Below are 16,343 nucleotides of genomic sequence, written 5' to 3'. Positions count from 1 at the left end.
CCAGACCTGCCCGGGTGGTGGGCCAGCTGCGCGTGCCGCCGATACGCCGGTAGTGCTGGTACATCGCCTGCCGGGACCGGCCGCCGAGTTCCCTGGCGTGCGGATCACTCCCGTTCCGCTGCGCGGCGGTGCCGGGCGACGGCGTCGGTGGCCACGTCGGTTGCGGTGCGGGCGGCCTGCGGCCAGGGCATGCGGTGGACTAGGCCGTAGAGCAGCCCGGCGTTGAAGGCGTCCCCGGCCCCGGTGGTGTCCGGGTTCGGGACCGGCCGGGCCCGGCACGCGACGACGGGCCCGGGGCCGGCCACCAGGCAGCCCTCCGGGCCGAGCTTGGCGACCACGCGGCCGCCGGAGCGCTCGTGCAGGGCGGTGGCCGCGGTGCGCGGGTCGTCCGAGCCGCCGAGGACCGACAGTTCCTGGGCGTTGGGCAGGAACACGTCCACCAGCGGCAGCAGGCTGTGCAGGGTCGCGACGGTGGCCGGTTGCCAGCCCTCGGGGTCGGAACCGGGGTCGAAACACGTGCGTCCGCCGTGCGCTCTGACCCGGCGCAGCATGTCCTCGGTCGGGTCCCCGTGCAATGCGGGGGTGGTGAAATAGCCGGTCAGCAGGACGAAATCGGCGTCGAGCGCGTCGTCGGGGACGCATGCGCGGTCGTAGAAGGCCAGATGGCCCTCGGCGGTGAGGAAGCTCCTGTCCCGGCGCGGGCTCTGCGTGGCGACGGTGACGGCGGTCGGGGCGCCGGGCGTGGTGATCAGCCGGGAGCAGTCGACTCCCCCGTCCTCGAGCAGAACCCGCACGGCAGCTGCGGTGGCGTCGTCGCCGAGGGAGGCGTGCAGCTCGTGCTCGACGCCGAGCGCGGCCAACTTCATGGACGTGTTGCCGGCGCTGCCGCCGACGCGGATGGTGGCGTTCTCGACCAGTTTCTCGGTTCCGGGCGGGGCCAGGCTGTCGACATGGGACACGACGACGTCGAGGCCGACGTTGCCGATGACGCTGATCCTCATCGCCCGGGGACCTCGCATCCGGCCGCGCGGGCCCGGCGGCGCATCGCGATCGCGCAGCCCGCGCACAACACCAGCAGCGCGACCGCCACCACCACGATGCTCTGGCCGAGCCGGAATCCCGCCGACCACAGGGATCCGAAAAAACTGCGGCCGATCACGTACACGTTGACGGCGATCCCCACGAGCGGGAGGACGACGTTGGGCAGCAACCGGCGCCGTTCCGGCGCGACCCGGAAGAAGTACAGAAGATTCGCGACGTTGACGCTGGTGTAGACCACGAGCGCGAAGAACACGGCGGCTTGCGACCACCACACGAACGCGTCAATCCCGTTGCGCAGCACCAGAAGCAGGCCGACGCCGCAGGCGAGGCTGACCGCGTAGACCGCGGTCATGGCGTGATGGGGGACGCGCGAGCGCGGGTGCAATCGGGCCAGCCGCCGCGGGAGCAGGCCCTCGCGGGCGATCGCGTAGACCGCGCGGCTGGCCCCCAGCACAGTCGCCGTGTAGATCGCGGTCAGCGCGCTGAGGGCGGTGACGATGATCAGGATCGAACCCCATCCCCAGAAGTCGTGGGCCATCGGCGTCACCGCGGTCAGCCCGCTCTCGGTGTAGCGGGCCACGGTCTCGGGCGGCTCGGACAGCGAGAACGCCCATGACGCGCCCGCCCACACCAGCCCGACCAGAACGACGGCCAAGAACGTCGCCCTCGGCAGGAGTTTGCGCGGCGCTTTCGATTCCTCCGCGACGGTGGAGATCACGTCGAACCCCGTGTAGGACAGGACACCCAGCAGCACCGCCTGCCAGAACGCCGACAGGGTTCCGCTCCCCTGCGACGGGACGAACGGGGCGATGCTCAGCTCGTGGTCCGCGGCCCGGGTCGCGATCACCGTCGCGCACAGCGCCAGCAGCACCCCGGTCTCCACGGCCAGGAAGACGACCGCGGTGCGGGTCGAGGACTCGATCCCGCGGTAGGTGGTCACGCACACGACCGCCGTCACCGCGGCGGCGCCCAGCAGCAGCGTCCCGGTCCCGGTGGCCACGCCGAGCGCGGCGAGCAGGTCGTTGAAGAACAGCCCGAACAGGACCGGCTGCAAGACCACCTGGATCACGTAATAGACCACCATCACCAGCCCGGCCGCCAGCCCGGTCGCCGGGCCCGCTGTGCGCGTGACCCACGCGAACGCCGACCCGGCGGAGGGCATCTCCCGGTTGACGATCACGTAGGACAAGGCGTTGGGCAGCGAAATCGCCAGCGCGGCCAGGAAGACCAGCGGGACGATCCGGCCGACCAGTCCGGTCATCGGGCCCCACGTGCCGTAGATGCCCATGGCCGGCGACATCATCACCGCGCCGAGCACCGTCAGCCCGAGCAGGCCGACCGCGTTCGACCGCAGCGACGCCGGCTTCGCGGCCGATCCGGGCCGGACCTCCGGCGAGGGTGGATGCGTCATCGACGACCTCCTGGTTCCCGGCACAGGCGACAGCGCCGGCTCGGCGGCAAGAATGCACGGTGTTGTGCATCCAGGGAGTCTCATCTGCACATAAATTCGCGTCAATAGACAGAAATGTGCAGAATGAATTGCACACCTCCCGGAAGGACGGCCGTGGCAGAGACGGAACGACGCAAGAGCGCGCCCGCGCGCGCGAAGGACCGGCGCAGGGCCCTGCTCGACCTCGCCGCCGCGAGCGAGGGCGGGTTCGCGAACGTGACCGGCTTGGCCCGAGAGCTGAACGTCCACCACACCACCCTCTACCGGGACCTCGCCGAACTGGCGAAGGCCGGGCTGATCGCCCGCGACCGGGGCAGGTTCGTCCGGGCCGCGCCCGAGTCCGCCGTCGACGTGCCCTACAGCGTCCGGAGCACCGAGAACACCCCCGTCAAGAAGGCCCTCGCCCGTGCCGCGGCCGCGATGGCCGCAGACGGGCAGACCGTCGTCCTCGACAGCGGGTCGACGATGTACCACCTCGCCGCTGCGCTGCGGGAGCGCGACGGGCTCAGCGTGGTCACCAACGACCTCATGGTCGCCACGCGGTCCGCCGGGCACCCGACCAACCGCCTGCACGTCACCGGAGGTTCCGTGATCGACACCGTCTACACCCTGGTCGGGCCGGACACCGTCGCCGCGCTGGAGAACATGCATGCGGACCTGGCCTTCCTCGGTGCCGAGGCCGTGCACGACCAGGCCGGGGTCACCAACGTCAACGTCATCGAAGTCGCCGTCAAACAGGCCATGATCGCCGCCGCCGACCGCGTCGTCCTGGTGGCCGACAGCAGCAAGTTCGGCCTGCGGTCGCTCGCCCCGGTCTGCCCGCTCTCCGCGTTCGACGCGATCCTGACCGACGACGACCTCGCCGCCGAGGACCGCGGCCGCTACGGACCCGGTCTGCGAATTGTGCAATCCAATCCGCACACTTCGAGGCGTTGACTGCACAAAACTGTGCATGCTTGTCTCAAGAAGTGCAAAACCACATGCGAAACGAAACCGGCCGGGACGTCCGCATCGGGGTGATCGGCTGCGGCCGCATCGCGCAGGCCGCCCATCTTCCGGCGCTCGCCAAGGCCGACGGCATCCGCCTGGCGGGCGTGCACGACGACAGCGCGCTGGTCGCGCGGGAGATCGGCCGCCGCCACGAGGTCCCGGTGCACGCGAGCCTCGATGACCTGCTGGCCGCCGATCTCGACGCCGTGCTGATCGCGGTCCCGGACCGGTTCCACGCCGCGATCGCGACCGCCGCCCTCGAAGCCGGACGGCACGTGCTGACCGAGAAACCGGGCGCCGCGACCGCCGAGGAAGCGCGCCGGCTGCGCGAGGTCGTGGCCGGGTCCGGACGCATGTTCCGGATCGCGTCGATGAAGCGCCACGACCCCGGGGTGCAGTGGGCGGCCGCCGCCCTCGCGGACGGGCGCATCGGAACGGTGCACAAGGTCACCGCCTGGTACCGGGTCATGGCGCAGCTGCGCAAGCCGACCGAGGACGCCCTGTTCCCGGAGATGGTGCTCGACCCCGATGCCGTGCGGCGCGAGGCGGAGTACAAACTCGCGCACCCCGCCGAGCACAAGCTGCGCACGCATTCGGTGCACACGTTCGACTTGGTGCGCCATCTCGTCGGCGACCTCGACGTCACCGCCGCGGAACTGGCCGTCTCCGGCGGCGACCACAGCTGGCAGGGCCTGGGGCGGCTGCGGTCCGGGAACGGGGTCGTCGGATTCGAGATCTCCGCGAGCGTGCACGCGAACTGGTCGGAGGGGTTCATCGTCGACGGGTCCCGGGGCAGCCTGCGGATCGACATGCCCTTCCCCTTCACCCGCGCGACCAGCCGCGTCGAGCTCTTCGACGAGGAAGGCCGCGCCACGACCCGGCCCGAGCTGGGATCCGCCGACCCCTACCGCCGCCAGCTCGAGGCGTTCGCCCGCGCCGTGACCGGCAGCACGGTCCCGCAGCCGGGCATCGACGACGCCATCGCCGCCCTCGACCTGGTCGAGGCCGTCCACGCCGCCGCGGGCGAAGCCGCGGCCTGACCACGACCCGCACCCGGCCCTTTCCGTTGGGAGACAACGCAATGCCGCACGTCCTCGCTGAACGCGACCTCGCCGTGTTCAGCCGGACCTGGCCCCCGGCGCCCGACCCGTCCCGCCTCGCGGAGACGATCGCCGCGCACGGCATCGCCCAGGCCCATCTCAACCTCGCCAGCGCGGGCCTCGACCGGCTCGACTCCGCGGGCGCCGCCGCCGTGCGCGCCGCCTTCGACCGGGCCGGGGTCGCGGTCATCTCCATCTCCGCGACCTACAACATGATCGACCCCGACCTGCCGCGCCGCCGCCGCGGCGCCCGCGCCGCCGCGCAGATCGTCCGCCGGGCCCCGGCGCTCGGCGCGGAGACGGTCAGCCTGTGCACCGGAAGCCGCCACCCCGACGACAAATGGGCCTTCCACCCCGGCAACGCCGAGCCCGACGCCTACGCCGACCTCCTGACCGAGCTGCGGCAGCTGCTCCGGGCCGCGCGCCGGGCCGGGGTCGTGCTGGGCATCGAGCCCGACCCCGGCAACGTCATCGACACCGCCGCCGCGGCGGACCGGCTCCTGCGCGACGCCGGCGGCGGAGTCGGCGTCATTCTCGACCCCGGCAACCTCGTCACCCCCGGCAACGCCCACCGCCAAGCGTCGATCATCGACGAGGCATTCGACCTCCTCGGCCCGCGCATCGTGGCCGTCCACGCCAAAGACGCCCACCCGCACGGCACGCCCGGCGCCGGAGCGCTCGGCACGGGCCTGGTCGACTTCGACCACGTCTTCCGCCGGTGGGCCCTGCTCCCGCGCCGCGTCCCCGTCGTCCTCCACGACTTGCGGGCCGAGGACGTCCCCGACGCCCGCGCATTCGTGCTCTCCCACCGGATAACGCCATGACCCGCCCCGCCCGCGACCCCGGCACCCCGCTGATCCTCTTGCACGGACTCGGCGCGGACCACCGCCAGGTCGAGAACCTCCCCTGGGGCGACGCGCTCGCCGGGCGGACCGTGCTCGCGCCCGACCTCCACGGCGACACCGGCGTCACCTTCGACAGCATGGCCGCCGAGGTCCGCGCGCTCGCCGAGCGAACCACGCCCGGGCAGGCCGCCGTGGTCCTCGGCATCTCGATGGGCGCGGGCGTGGCCCTGCGGCTGGCGCTGCGGCATCCCGCCGCCGTGCGCGCCGCGATCTGCGTCCGACCGGCCTGGCTGCACCGCCCGCACCCACCCAACCTCGACATCCTGCGCGTCCTGGCCCGCCACCTCGAGCACGGCGGCCGCGACGCCTTCGCCGACTGCCCGCCTTACCGGACGATGCACGCCCAGGCCCCCCACGCGGCCCGCGCCCTGCTGGCCCACTTCGACGCCCCCGACCCGCACCGCCTGGCCCGCCTCCTGCGCACCGTCCCGGCCTCGGCCCCCTACCCGCTACCCGAAACGCTCGCCGACATCGACTGCCCGGTCCTGGTGCTCGGCAACGACGAGGACCCGCTGCACCCGCTCGCCATCGCCGACACCTGGGCCGCCAAAATCCCGCGCGCCACAACGGCCCAGCTCCCCCCGCGCTACCGCAGTCCCGACCGGCACGCCCAGCAACTGGTCCGCCATGCCCTCGCCTTCATCCGCGAAACATGACACCCGCCACGCGCCGGCCGCACCCGCGGCCGCCGCGCACGCCGACGCCGACAGAGAAGAGCACTCACACATGAGCACCTGGCTTGACGACATGTTCGCCGCTCCCAAGCCGATCATCGCGATGCTGCACCTGTCCGCGCTGCCCGGAGACCCCGGATACGACAGCACCGCGGGCATCCGCGCGATCGTCGAGCGGGCGAAGACCGAACTGGACGCCTTGCAGACCGGCGGCGTCGACGGCGTGATGATCTCCAACGAATTCAGCCTCCCCTACCTCACCCGCACCGAGCCGATCACCGCGATCTCGATGGCCCGCGTCGTCACCGAGCTGCTGCCCCAGATTTCCCTGCCCTACGGCGTGAACGTTCTGTGGGACGGCCGCGCCTCGATCGACCTCGCCCTCGCCACCGGCGCACAGTGGGTGCGCGAAATCTTCACCGGCGTCTACGCCAGCGACTTCGGACTGTGGAACACCAACATCGGCGAGGTCGCCCGGCACCGGCACCGCATCGGCGCCGACAACGTGAAACTGCTGTTCAACATCGTCCCGGAATCCGCAGCATACCTCGCCGAACGCAGCCTCGCCTCGATGACCGCGAGCACGGTGTTCGCGACCCGGCCGGACGGCATCTGCGTGTCCGGCCTCACCGCGGGCGCGCCGACCGACACCCAATCGCTCAAGATCGTCAAGGACGCCGCCGGTCCCGTGCCGGTCTTCGTGAACACCGGCATGAAACCGGACAACGCGGCCGACCAGCTGGCCATCGCCGACGGCGCGGTCGTCGGCACCTACCTCAAGAAGGACGGCGTCTTCGAGAACCGCGCGAGCCTCGACCGCGTGCGCGAACTCGTCGCCGCGGTGCGCGACTTCCGCACGACCCTGATGGGCGAGTGAGGAGGACCGGTCCAGGAGATGGGTATCGCCGCCCTCGACCGGTTGCTCGCCGCCCGCACGGGCTGACCGCCGCCGAACCCGACACTGCCCGCACACGACGTGGCATGCTGCCGGACATGGACGGCGAGGTGGGGAACCCGGGCAGCGGCCGACGAGGCCACGGGATCGGAGTCGCGGGCGACTCGCCCGCACCGGAGCGGCGCATATCGCCGACGACGCCGATGAGGACAATGCCGAGAGGTGCCTGAACACCGTCCTCGGCGCGCTGCGCGTATTCCTGCCCGACGCGAGCGGTTCGGATGCCGACCAGCTCCAGGCGAGCGCACGGGATTCCGCGCTGTGCTGGATCGCGGCCGAAACCCGGCACCGAGGCTGGCGCCTCGCTCTCGTGAACGACCGGACGGAGCAAATCCGCGAGGACCACCGCCCCGCCTTGATCGTCGCCGTCGTCGGAGTGACCGACGAGCGCTTCGTCCCGGCGCCTGAGCCCTCCATCGTCTGACTTCGTTCGCAAGCGGGGCGAAGGTCGACGCGGCGGCCGGTCCGCCTGCACAGGGAAGTGTGGAGGTTCCCCCCGTCGCCAGCGACCGGGCCTGCGCCAGGAGCGGCAGCGCCAACCGGATCGCCGAGTGGCTCCGGGGCGGTGGTCCGTCAAGGAATCATCGGAAGAACCGTCGACCGGCGCTCCCGGGAAGGTCCTGGCGGTCTCGCAGAACCCGTGCTTCCGGGCATCGGGCTGCCGGGCCTCCGCGCGAAAGGCAAGTTGACGATGGCCGCCGGCGGACCACCAGGCCCCGGCGACGACCAGGCGGGCCCGACGCCCAGAAGCACGGAAGCCGCTCGCATGCTGGGCTTGGTGTCCGAGTTGGCGGCGATCGTGCTGGCATGCCGCGTGGCCGGGGCGATCGCCGCGGCCTTGGCCGGCGAGACGACGCACCGGGAGCAGTTGCCGCGTGCGCGGCACAGCTCAAACCCGACAAGGCGAGTGTGGAGCGGCCAGGAGCCCCGCACGAGGCGGCGAAGGGATTGACGGTCCGGTTCCGGACCGCCCCACACCCAACAGATTGAACCATCCAAGAGCGAAGGCAAGCCGACCCCTTGCAAAAGTTCGGCCGCCAGGCTAGCACGGAACCCGCGGAACGGCCGAGAGCCGCGCGGCCCGGACCACGGCAGTCGCCAGCGTGACCGCCGATTCGCGGCCTGCCCTTCTTTCGTCCGAAATAATCTGCATTCCTTTTGAACGTTTCGGCGGATTTCTGTCGCGCATAGAACGAATTCGACTAGCCTTATTCACGTGAGGCCGGGGTGACGCCCGGCCGAGCGAAACAGATTGAATTCATCCAGCTCGAAGCGAAAGCGAGTACCCCTGTGCTCAGTTCGACCGATCTTTTCTGCGGTGCCGGTGGCGAAGCGCAAGGCGGAGCGGCGCATCCGTGGTTGCAGACCGTGTACGCGGCGAATCATTGGGAGCAGGCGATCGAGACGCATGCGGCCAATTTCCCGGACACCATTCACACTATTGTTAATATCTCCCAGGTCAATCCCCGGTTTTTCGCCACGACGGATCTGCTCTGGGCTTCTCCGGAGTGCACGAATCATTCGGGTGCCAAGGGCGTGAAACGCTCGCTGCAGCAGGACATGCTTCAGCCGGACATGTTCGGCGAGACGCTGCCGATCGAGGCCGCCGAGCGGTCGAGGGCGACGATGTGGGACGTCGTCCGGTTCACGGAATTCCACAAGTACCGGGCGATCATCGTCGAAAACGTCGTCGAGGCCGTGCACTGGGTGATGTGGAAGGCGTGGATCTCCGCGATGCACGCCATGGGCTACAAGCACCATGTCGTCTACGCCAACAGCATGCACTTCCCGGGCGTGGTGACCGGCCGGGCGCCGCAGTCGCGGGACCGGATCTACGTGGTGTTCTGGCTCGCCGGGAACAACGCTCCGGACTTGCAGTTGCGCCCGCAGTCGTACTGCGGCTCGTGCGACGAGGTCGTGGACGCCGTGCAGACCTTCAAGCCGCGCACGAAGGCGTGGCCGGAGGAGCGGTGGGGGCGCTTCGGCAAGCAGTACTACTACCGCTGCCCCAAGCGGTCCTGCCGCGGCGCCGAGGTGGCCCCGCTGGTCTCCCCCGCCGCCGCCGCGATCGACTGGTCGATGCCCGGCCAGCGCATCGGGGACCGGGACAAGCCGCTCAAGCCCGCGACCATGGCCCGCATCCGGCTCGGCCTGGACAGGTTCGCCGTGGCCCAGCTCGTCCCCGCCGGGGGCACCTGGAACAACGACACCATGCCGGTCACCGACCCGATGCGGACCCGCACCACCCGCGACACCGAGGGCCTGCTCGGACTGCCCGACGGCGCGATGCTCGTCCCGGCCGAAGGGCGCGAAGGCAAGCAGGCGGCGTCGGTGGACTGGCCGATGCGCACGATGACCACCCGCGCCGAGACCGCGCTGCTGGTGCCCTACTACGGCACCGCCTCCAGCGCGACCCCAGCCAGCCAGCCGGTCGGCGCTCTCACCACCCGTGACCGCTACGGCATCGCGTTCGTGGCCACCCTGCGCGGCGGCGGGAGCAAGCGCGAGGTCCGGCCCGTCGACCACCCGCTCGCGGCGTTCTGCGCCAACGGCTTCCATCACCTTTTGGTCCGCCACAACGGCACCCGAGGCGCCCGCGACGGCCAGATGTGCTCGCCGGTCTCGGAACCCGCCCGCACGCTGACCACCGGCGGCCACCAGAGCATCGTCGGCCACGAGATGCGCTCGAACGTCCGGGCCGAGGACTGCACCTTCCGGATGCTCGAACCGCACGAGATCAAGGAGGCCATGAAGTTCCGTAAGGACTACCGGATGACCGGCAGCCGCCGCGCCCAGGCGAAACAGCTGGGGAATGCGGTCACTCCCCCGGCTGCCGAGTGGCTCTACGGCCGCATTGGCGAATCCCTGGGCTACCCGGCCCTCGAAGCCGCCGCCTAACCGCTCCATGGGTGGGGCGGCCGGAACCCCGGCCGCCCCACCCGTCTTTCCAAACGGAAGAAAATGCGCAAAAAAGAATCCCGCGGGGCAATAAATTGGGAACACGCCGATCGGTTCCAGTAATGTAATCAGTGTCGGAGCGACCGGGAATGACGCCCCGGAAAACTTCGGCGGCAGATTGAACTCCTTCAGCTGAAAGGCCATTTCGATGACTGTGAAACCCGCCGCTTCGGCCGCACCGGCCGAGCGTCCCGAGCCCGATGGCGCGGCCGTCGTGCTCGGCTACGTGCCCGCTCTTCTGGGCGTCAGCGTCGCAGCCCGCTACCCGCCCGAACGGCGGCGGAGCACCGGAGCCCGCGGCGCGTCGGTGATCAGCGCCGTCCGGTTCGACGAGTGCGGCTCCACCGCGTTGAACATCTGCTCCGTCGTCGACGTCGCGGGAGAAGACTCCGTCGAGATCGAACGGGTGGTCCTCAGCCCCGGCGAGCGCGAGGACCTGATCAGGAGGCTGGTCCGGCATCGCGACCTGTGCCAGCGCAAAGTGGCCGACGGGCTGGACCGCTACCTGCCCGCCGGGCCGCTGACCGGCGCAGAGGTCGCTCTCGCGCGCTACCTGGGCACGCACGAGGAACCGCGCCACCGCGCGGCCGCGCTCTACGCGGCAGGACTGGTTTCCGGACAGGTCCGGCCCGTCGCGAACTGGCTTGTCCACGAATCGCTGGCCGCCGCGCTCGGCTGCTCCGCCGAAGTCACCGTCCGGCTGGGCGTCGACGAAGGCTGGGAACCCGGCTCCGGACCGCGAGCATTCCGGCCCGGGGTGCTCGGCACCATCGGATACAAGGCGTGGCGGCTGGGCATCGGCCTCATTCACGGACTGACCGACGGCCTGGTCTTCGACTCGACGACCGGAACGTCCTTCGGCGTGAAGAGCGCCGCGAGCGAGCGGCTGGAGATGCCCGCGCATCTGTTCAGCGGCACCGGGCTCACGACGGCCGAGTTCGCCGGAGCATACGGCGGCGACGTCATGGCCGCCGCCGCCGGGTTCGTGCGCGCGACCCGCGCGCGCGGACGCGGCTACCTCGCCCGCCACTAGCCCGCTTTTGGTGCTGGCCCGCCCAGTCGCGGGCCAGCACCGCCCCGTTCCTTTCCCGGCCGTGCGCGCGACGCGCCCGGCCCGCCTCGACTCCGCAAAGGACGACCACCGTGACGACATCTTGGCCCCTGACCAACAACAACGGCGACGCGCTCGCCTTGCTGACCCGCGACAACGGCGACCTGGACGAAGCGTTCGTCTGGGCCCCGCCCGACGTCGAGCACCGCGACCCCTCGACATTCGTCACCGTGGTCCTCGACGGCGGCACCCGGCGCACCGCCCGCTCCGGCAACCTCGCTCCCTACGCCCCGGCGATCGGCGAACACGACCACCCCGGCGACCTCGGCGACTTCGAACTGTGGCTGCCCTCCTGCGCCTACTGCGACGCCGCGCTCGACGCCGCCGTCCGCCGCTACCCCACCGGGGGAGGCTCGCTGCGCGAGGACCTGATCTGCCCCGCCCACCCGCTCACCGACCGGCCCCGCCCGCATCAGGCCAAGTTCCGCACCCGGAACACCGTGACCGCGGCGACGTTCGCCGACGACCCCGCCAGCGGCCTCGGCCGTCACCTGCGCGCCCACGAACGCCAGATCGCCCGCGCCGGCGCGCACCCGCCGCCGATTCCGGTGGCGGCGCTGTCCCCGGACCGGCAGATAGTCGCGGTGCGGCTGGCCAAGGCGAAGGTCGAGAACGCGGCCGCCGAGCTGGCCCACGTCGCGGCCGAAGCCATCGCCGTGCAACTGCGCACGATGTTCCCGCAGGCCGCCGTGGCCTATGTGGACCTGGGCGGCTGGTTCGAAGACGGCATGAAAGCCCACCTGCACGCCGTCTACGGGCCAGGCCCCGTTCCGGTTCCCGTGTGGCACGACCATGTTCACAGCACCGGGGCGCCGAACGACCGGGAATCCCGGGCGTGGCCCCGCTGCCGCGAGTCCGTCGAGTCGCTTGTGGACCTGGTGTTGTCGGCGGCGAGCCCCGCCACCGCCGGATGGCCTCACCGCGACGCGGTCGCCGACCACTCCGCCGCGTTCTCCAGCGACCGGATCTACGAGATCGCCCTCCCCCCGGCATCGGACCGGCCGGGCCCGCAGGCCGCGCCGGAACCGGGGGCCGATTCCCGCCCGCAGTACCGGGCTGCGGTGCACCGGGCCCTGCGCGCCGGGCAAATCCCGAACCTCGCGCCCTACCTCACCACCGTGTGCCCGGAGTGCGGAGACGACAACCTGTACGCCCACGAATGGACCGACCCGGACGCCGACCCGGCGGACCGCAGCTACCTGGCGATCGGCTGCGAGGGCTACCGGGTGATCAACCCCCGCCTCGTGGGCATCGACTCCCCGGACTGGCAGGACTGGACCACCGAGCACAGCGCCTAGCGAGCCATCGCGTCCGGCCGGGCCGCCCAACGGCCCGGCCGGACACCAGCCCCGGCACCACCCCGTTCGCCCGAGGAGATCCGTTCCATGCACCAGCTCACCCTGCTCGACCCCGCCCGGCGCACGATCACGCCCGCCGACGAACCGGACCTGACCGACTACGACCTGCTCCTGGTCGGGATGTCCGGCAAGGACGCCCACGCCGCGCTCGACGTCACCCTCGCCCGGGCCCGCGCCGCCGGGGTCGGCGACCGCGTGTGGACCGTGCACGCCGACCTCGGACTGATGGAAGCCCCCCGGCGCGTTTTTCGAGGGCCGTTGCTACCCGAGCAACCGGGAACTGGTCGCCGCGCAGGCCGCCGCCTACGGCCTGCGCCCCGACCGGCACATCGAGACCCATCGCACCGTCCGCGACGGCGAACGCTGGCGCGAGCAGACCTTGCTCGAAATGGTCGCGATGACCGGCAAGTTCCCGGACGCGGCCCGTCGCTGGTGCCAGCGACCTGAAGACGTCCAAGATCTCCGCCGCGCTCACCCCGCTGGTCCGCGCCCTGCGCGCCGATCTCGACCGCCCGGTCCGCATCCTCAACGTCCTCGGCATCCGCGCCGAAGAGAGCCCCGGCGCGCGGGCCGACCGACCTACCGGTGCACCGCCTCGAACGGCCAGCGCCACGTCGACGAGCACCTTCCGGTGCACCACTACAGCACTGCGCAAGTGTGGCGCACCATCCTCGACAGCGGCGTGCCCTACCACTGGTGGTACGACAGCGCGCCCGGCCGGGGCGACCGCGCCGGAGCCCGCCGCCTGTCCTGCTCCCTGTGCGTACTGGGCAGCCGCCACGAATGCGTGCTCGCCGCGCGACGGCGACCGCGACTGGCCGCCCTCTACCACGAAGTCGAGCAACGCACCGGCCACCGGTTCAAGCTGGACCTGCCGATGTCGCGCGTGCTGGAACTGGCCGCAGTGCCCGGCGGACCCGAACCCGGAATCGTTCTCCAGGAACAACACCCCGAGTTCGACGCGCTCGTCGACCGCGTGCGCGCGCCTCGACCAGCCGGGACGCCGCCCGGGCAGCACCGCCCACACCGCAGACCCGGCCGGTCTGTCCTGCACCGGATGCGCCTGACCCCGCCCGCGGCCGCGTTTCCCGGTGCCCGCGAAATACCGAAACGCCCCGAAAAGCCGCCGAAAACGCGCGCGGAAACAAATCCGGAGCCCATTCGATCACCGGATCAGTTCCGGAAGATATAGATTCGGTGGCGTGAGCCGGTCGGGACCGGCGCATCGAACTGCCCAGCGGAAGAAACCACTCCGCGGCGCGGGACGCCGAAACAGCAGGGCCGCCGGTTCCGGTCCGCCGGACAAGACGCGCCGGGCGCAAGCCGCAGCCCGATGCCCGCAGAAAACTCCTTATCCCTCCGCCGCGCCCCTGCACACGATCACGGGAGAAACACATGGGAAAAGGGCCTGGGCCGAACTCTCCTACGGATACGACCTCGGCGGCGGCGCACGAGGCTGGAAGGTGAAACAAATCGACGAAAACAAACGGCTGACCGCGCACTGGTACGACGGATGCGATGACGACGAAATCGGATTCGCCCTTCAGGCCGACCGGCACCTGCTCACACAGCTGACCGACCTGGAAGAAATCGGCTGCTGGTCCGTCGGCGAGCTCTTTCTCGACGAGGCAGTAGACCGTCACCTCGGCGTCGCGATCACCCTGTACGGCGACTCCGCCAACCGGTCGTACATCCTCGCGGCGAAGGTGAGCTACGCGCTCAAGCCGAACCCCGAACCAGTGGATCCCGCCGCTCTGGCCGACCGGGCCGACCTCGATCCCCGACATCGCCAGCTCGCCGCCGCGCTGGACGCGCTGGGCCTGACCCCGCTCCAGGACCGGCCGCAGTGGCTGATCGCGCACTACTACGGCTGACGCGAAGCCCAATTCCGCACCCGCCCTCCCGCAGCACCGAACACACCGACCACAGGAGGAGAACCAATGGGAGACACCGCATACGCCGCCCGCGCCGACGGCCTCGCCATCGCAACATCGCAGGCAATCAGCCCCGACGACGTCCTGGGCCGACTCTACGCCGCAGCAGACGACCGTCACCTGTCGTGGCTCGACGACCTCACGATCGCGGCACGACTGAGGACCCGGTGCTGGAAATGCGCAGCCATGGTCGGCATCGACGAGCACTGCGACCAGTGCGGCGCCGCGCCCAAGGAGCCTGCGGTCGCCGCGGTGCTGGCCTCCCGCCCCGGTCCTGCCGCCACGAGCCTCGCCGACCAGGGCTACCGGCATCTGATCGCACGCACGGCAGACGGCGACGGGATCTACCTGATCCGGGACGGCAGCGGCGAGATCGCGGACTTCACCGAAGCCGTCTACGAAGAATGCGTCCAGGAAGGCACGGCGGCCGGGCTCAACTCCGTCTACCACGTCCACTCGTGCTGCAACCTGGTCTACGCCGACGGAGTGCACTGGAACCCGGTTCCCCTCCCGCCCGCGCGAACATCGCCCGCATTCGTTGTCGCATACGACGACCCGATCCCGTTCGCCGTCGACGAAGCCGCCTTCGAGCTGTGGATCAGCCGGTCGGACGAGTGGGAGGGGCGGCTCCCCGACCGCGCGGCCGAAGCACCTGGCCACGACCTGTCGGACCTTCTCTACGACGCTCTCGCCCGGAACGTGCTGACCGGCGACCCCCGCGTCGAACTGCAGGTCATCGGCGATGACGACAGCGACAGCGCCGGGTACCACGTGGTCCTGCACAACAAGCACGGCGACCAGCGCCTCGTCGGAATCACCTCCGGATGGTCCGAACTGGACTTCCCCGCCGACGAGAACAAGCCGCTCTCTGACGCGGCCCGTTTCCACCTTGATCAGGTGTGCACGGTGGCCAACTTCCTCCTCGCGGCGCTCGGGACGAGTCTCGCGCCCGCCAACTCGCTGCCGCGCTGACCTAGCTCCGGGACCGGCCCAGCGGCTGCCGCCGCGCTGCTGGGCCGGTCCCGCTCGCAGCCCGTACCTGATCGCTGAGGCGCCCTCGTCCACTCAGCACCGAACGCACCGATCACAGGAGGAGAACCAAAATGGGAGACATCGCAAAAGCCACTCTCGCCTACGGCTACGACCTCGGCGGCGACGAACCCGGCTGGAAAGTCGTGCAAACCGACGACGACTACGACCAGCCCAAGGTCCCGTGGCACGACCCCGAAACCGAAGACGAGGCCTTCATGGAAGCGGCGGAGCGGCGCCTGCTGGCCACGCTGGGCGGATTCACCGAAACCGACCGGCACGCCGACGGGTACCGCGACCGCAAAAAGACAGCGAAGAAGTCCCTCGGCGTGGAGTTCGTCATGCACGGCGACCGGGACTTCGACTGCTACGCCCTGGCGACGACCACCATCGACGTGCAGGCCGGCGACGCGACGCCGGTGAACCCCGCCGAACTGTCCGACCCGGCCGACCTCGCGCAGCGGGACCGCCGACTCGCGGACGCGCTCGACGCGCTCGGCCTGACCCCGCTGCAGGACCGGCCGCGCTGGCTGCTGCTGGCCTACGGCGGCTGACCGGCGCCACCGCACCCGCCCCGGGCCGGGCCCGCACCGCGGAGCCCGGCCCGGGGCCGCGTCCCGCCGCCGTTGTCGCGCGTCGGAATTCCGCGCCGAAAATCCCCGAAAACTGCTCGCGAAAATAAAATAATGGCCCCGTTCACGCCTCTGATCCGCGCGGATTGTCTAGATTGGTGGTGTCGGCACACGAGGGTGACGCCTCGAACGCCGCGACAGATTGAACCAATCCAGCAGTTCGGAAGGCGAAATCCCGTGAGCGATGAACCAGGTCGCGCGCAGCG

At 70.9% G+C, this 16,343-nt stretch carries 15 protein-coding genes; 13 read left to right on the top strand and 2 right to left on the bottom strand.

Features of this window, described 5'->3' with window-relative positions; translation table 11 throughout:
- Nucleotides 1-104: 104 nt before the first annotated feature.
- Together BM362_RS32630 and BM362_RS32625 are read right to left on the bottom strand one after the other, a co-directional pair.
- On the bottom strand, nucleotides 105-1,001 hold the full coding sequence (locus BM362_RS32630; protein WP_167545541.1) for a carbohydrate kinase family protein: 897 nt from the start codon (nucleotides 999-1,001) through the stop codon (nucleotides 105-107).
- Nucleotides 998-2,452 carry an APC family permease gene (locus BM362_RS32625; RefSeq protein WP_167545540.1) on the bottom strand — a complete coding sequence of 485 codons (1,455 nt, stop codon included), beginning with the start codon at nucleotides 2,450-2,452 and terminating at the stop codon, nucleotides 998-1,000. The genes BM362_RS32630 and BM362_RS32625 overlap by 4 nt, the downstream gene beginning before the upstream one ends.
- Before the next feature lie 153 nt (nucleotides 2,453-2,605).
- On the opposite strand from BM362_RS32625, the gene BM362_RS32620 reads away from it, so the two are divergent.
- From BM362_RS32620 to BM362_RS32560, 13 genes are all read left to right on the top strand, one after another.
- A complete protein-coding gene (locus tag BM362_RS32620) occupies nucleotides 2,606-3,427 on the top strand; it encodes a DeoR/GlpR family DNA-binding transcription regulator (protein WP_167545539.1) in 822 nt (273 codons plus the stop codon).
- A gap of 44 nt (nucleotides 3,428-3,471) precedes the next feature.
- Nucleotides 3,472-4,521 carry a Gfo/Idh/MocA family protein gene (locus BM362_RS32615; RefSeq protein ID WP_093575802.1) on the top strand — a complete coding sequence of 350 codons (1,050 nt, stop codon included), beginning with the start codon at nucleotides 3,472-3,474 and terminating at the stop codon, nucleotides 4,519-4,521.
- Between the two features lie 41 nt (nucleotides 4,522-4,562).
- Nucleotides 4,563-5,405 carry a sugar phosphate isomerase/epimerase family protein gene (locus BM362_RS32610; RefSeq protein WP_093575801.1) on the top strand — a complete coding sequence of 281 codons (843 nt, stop codon included), beginning with the start codon at nucleotides 4,563-4,565 and terminating at the stop codon, nucleotides 5,403-5,405.
- Nucleotides 5,402-6,142: an alpha/beta fold hydrolase gene (locus BM362_RS32605; protein ID WP_093575800.1), complete on the top strand. Its 741-nt coding sequence runs from the start codon at nucleotides 5,402-5,404 to the stop codon at nucleotides 6,140-6,142. The genes BM362_RS32610 and BM362_RS32605 overlap by 4 nt, the downstream gene beginning before the upstream one ends.
- A 70-nt stretch (nucleotides 6,143-6,212) precedes the next feature.
- A complete protein-coding gene (locus BM362_RS32600; protein ID WP_093575799.1) occupies nucleotides 6,213-7,037 on the top strand; it encodes a BtpA/SgcQ family protein in 825 nt (274 codons plus the stop codon).
- 1,368 nt (nucleotides 7,038-8,405) lie between these two features.
- A complete protein-coding gene (locus BM362_RS32590) occupies nucleotides 8,406-10,013 on the top strand; it encodes a DNA cytosine methyltransferase (protein WP_093575816.1) in 1,608 nt (535 codons plus the stop codon).
- A gap of 208 nt (nucleotides 10,014-10,221) precedes the next feature.
- Nucleotides 10,222-11,106 (top strand): hypothetical protein, encoded by an 885-nt coding sequence (locus BM362_RS32585; RefSeq protein ID WP_093575797.1) that lies wholly within the window; start codon nucleotides 10,222-10,224, stop codon nucleotides 11,104-11,106.
- A 110-nt stretch (nucleotides 11,107-11,216) separates the two neighbouring features.
- Nucleotides 11,217-12,482: a nucleoside/nucleotide kinase family protein gene (locus tag BM362_RS32580; protein WP_093575796.1), complete on the top strand. Its 1,266-nt coding sequence runs from the start codon at nucleotides 11,217-11,219 to the stop codon at nucleotides 12,480-12,482.
- Between the two features lie 87 nt (nucleotides 12,483-12,569).
- Entirely contained in the window at nucleotides 12,570-12,989 is a 420-nt protein-coding gene (locus BM362_RS47060) for a hypothetical protein (RefSeq protein WP_143132568.1), read from the top strand.
- Between the two features lie 184 nt (nucleotides 12,990-13,173).
- Nucleotides 13,174-13,734 (top strand): hypothetical protein, encoded by a 561-nt coding sequence (locus BM362_RS32575; RefSeq protein WP_093575795.1) that lies wholly within the window; start codon nucleotides 13,174-13,176, stop codon nucleotides 13,732-13,734.
- Nucleotides 13,735-14,005: 271 nt separating this feature from the next.
- Nucleotides 14,006-14,416, top strand: coding sequence for a hypothetical protein (locus tag BM362_RS32570; protein ID WP_093575794.1), 411 nt, complete (start codon nucleotides 14,006-14,008; stop codon nucleotides 14,414-14,416).
- Nucleotides 14,417-14,482: 66 nt separating this feature from the next.
- Nucleotides 14,483-15,448 (top strand): hypothetical protein, encoded by a 966-nt coding sequence (locus BM362_RS32565; protein ID WP_093575793.1) that lies wholly within the window; start codon nucleotides 14,483-14,485, stop codon nucleotides 15,446-15,448.
- A 131-nt stretch (nucleotides 15,449-15,579) separates the two neighbouring features.
- Nucleotides 15,580-16,059 carry a hypothetical protein gene (locus BM362_RS32560; protein WP_093575792.1) on the top strand — a complete coding sequence of 160 codons (480 nt, stop codon included), beginning with the start codon at nucleotides 15,580-15,582 and terminating at the stop codon, nucleotides 16,057-16,059.
- Nucleotides 16,060-16,343: the final 284 nt, after the last annotated feature.

The sequence above is a fragment of the Amycolatopsis rubida genome (genome assembly GCF_900115345.1).
GTDB lineage: Bacteria > Actinomycetota > Actinomycetes > Mycobacteriales > Pseudonocardiaceae > Amycolatopsis > Amycolatopsis rubida.
Note: the sequence above shows the minus strand (reverse complement) of the source record. Positions and strands in the feature narration are given on the sequence as shown.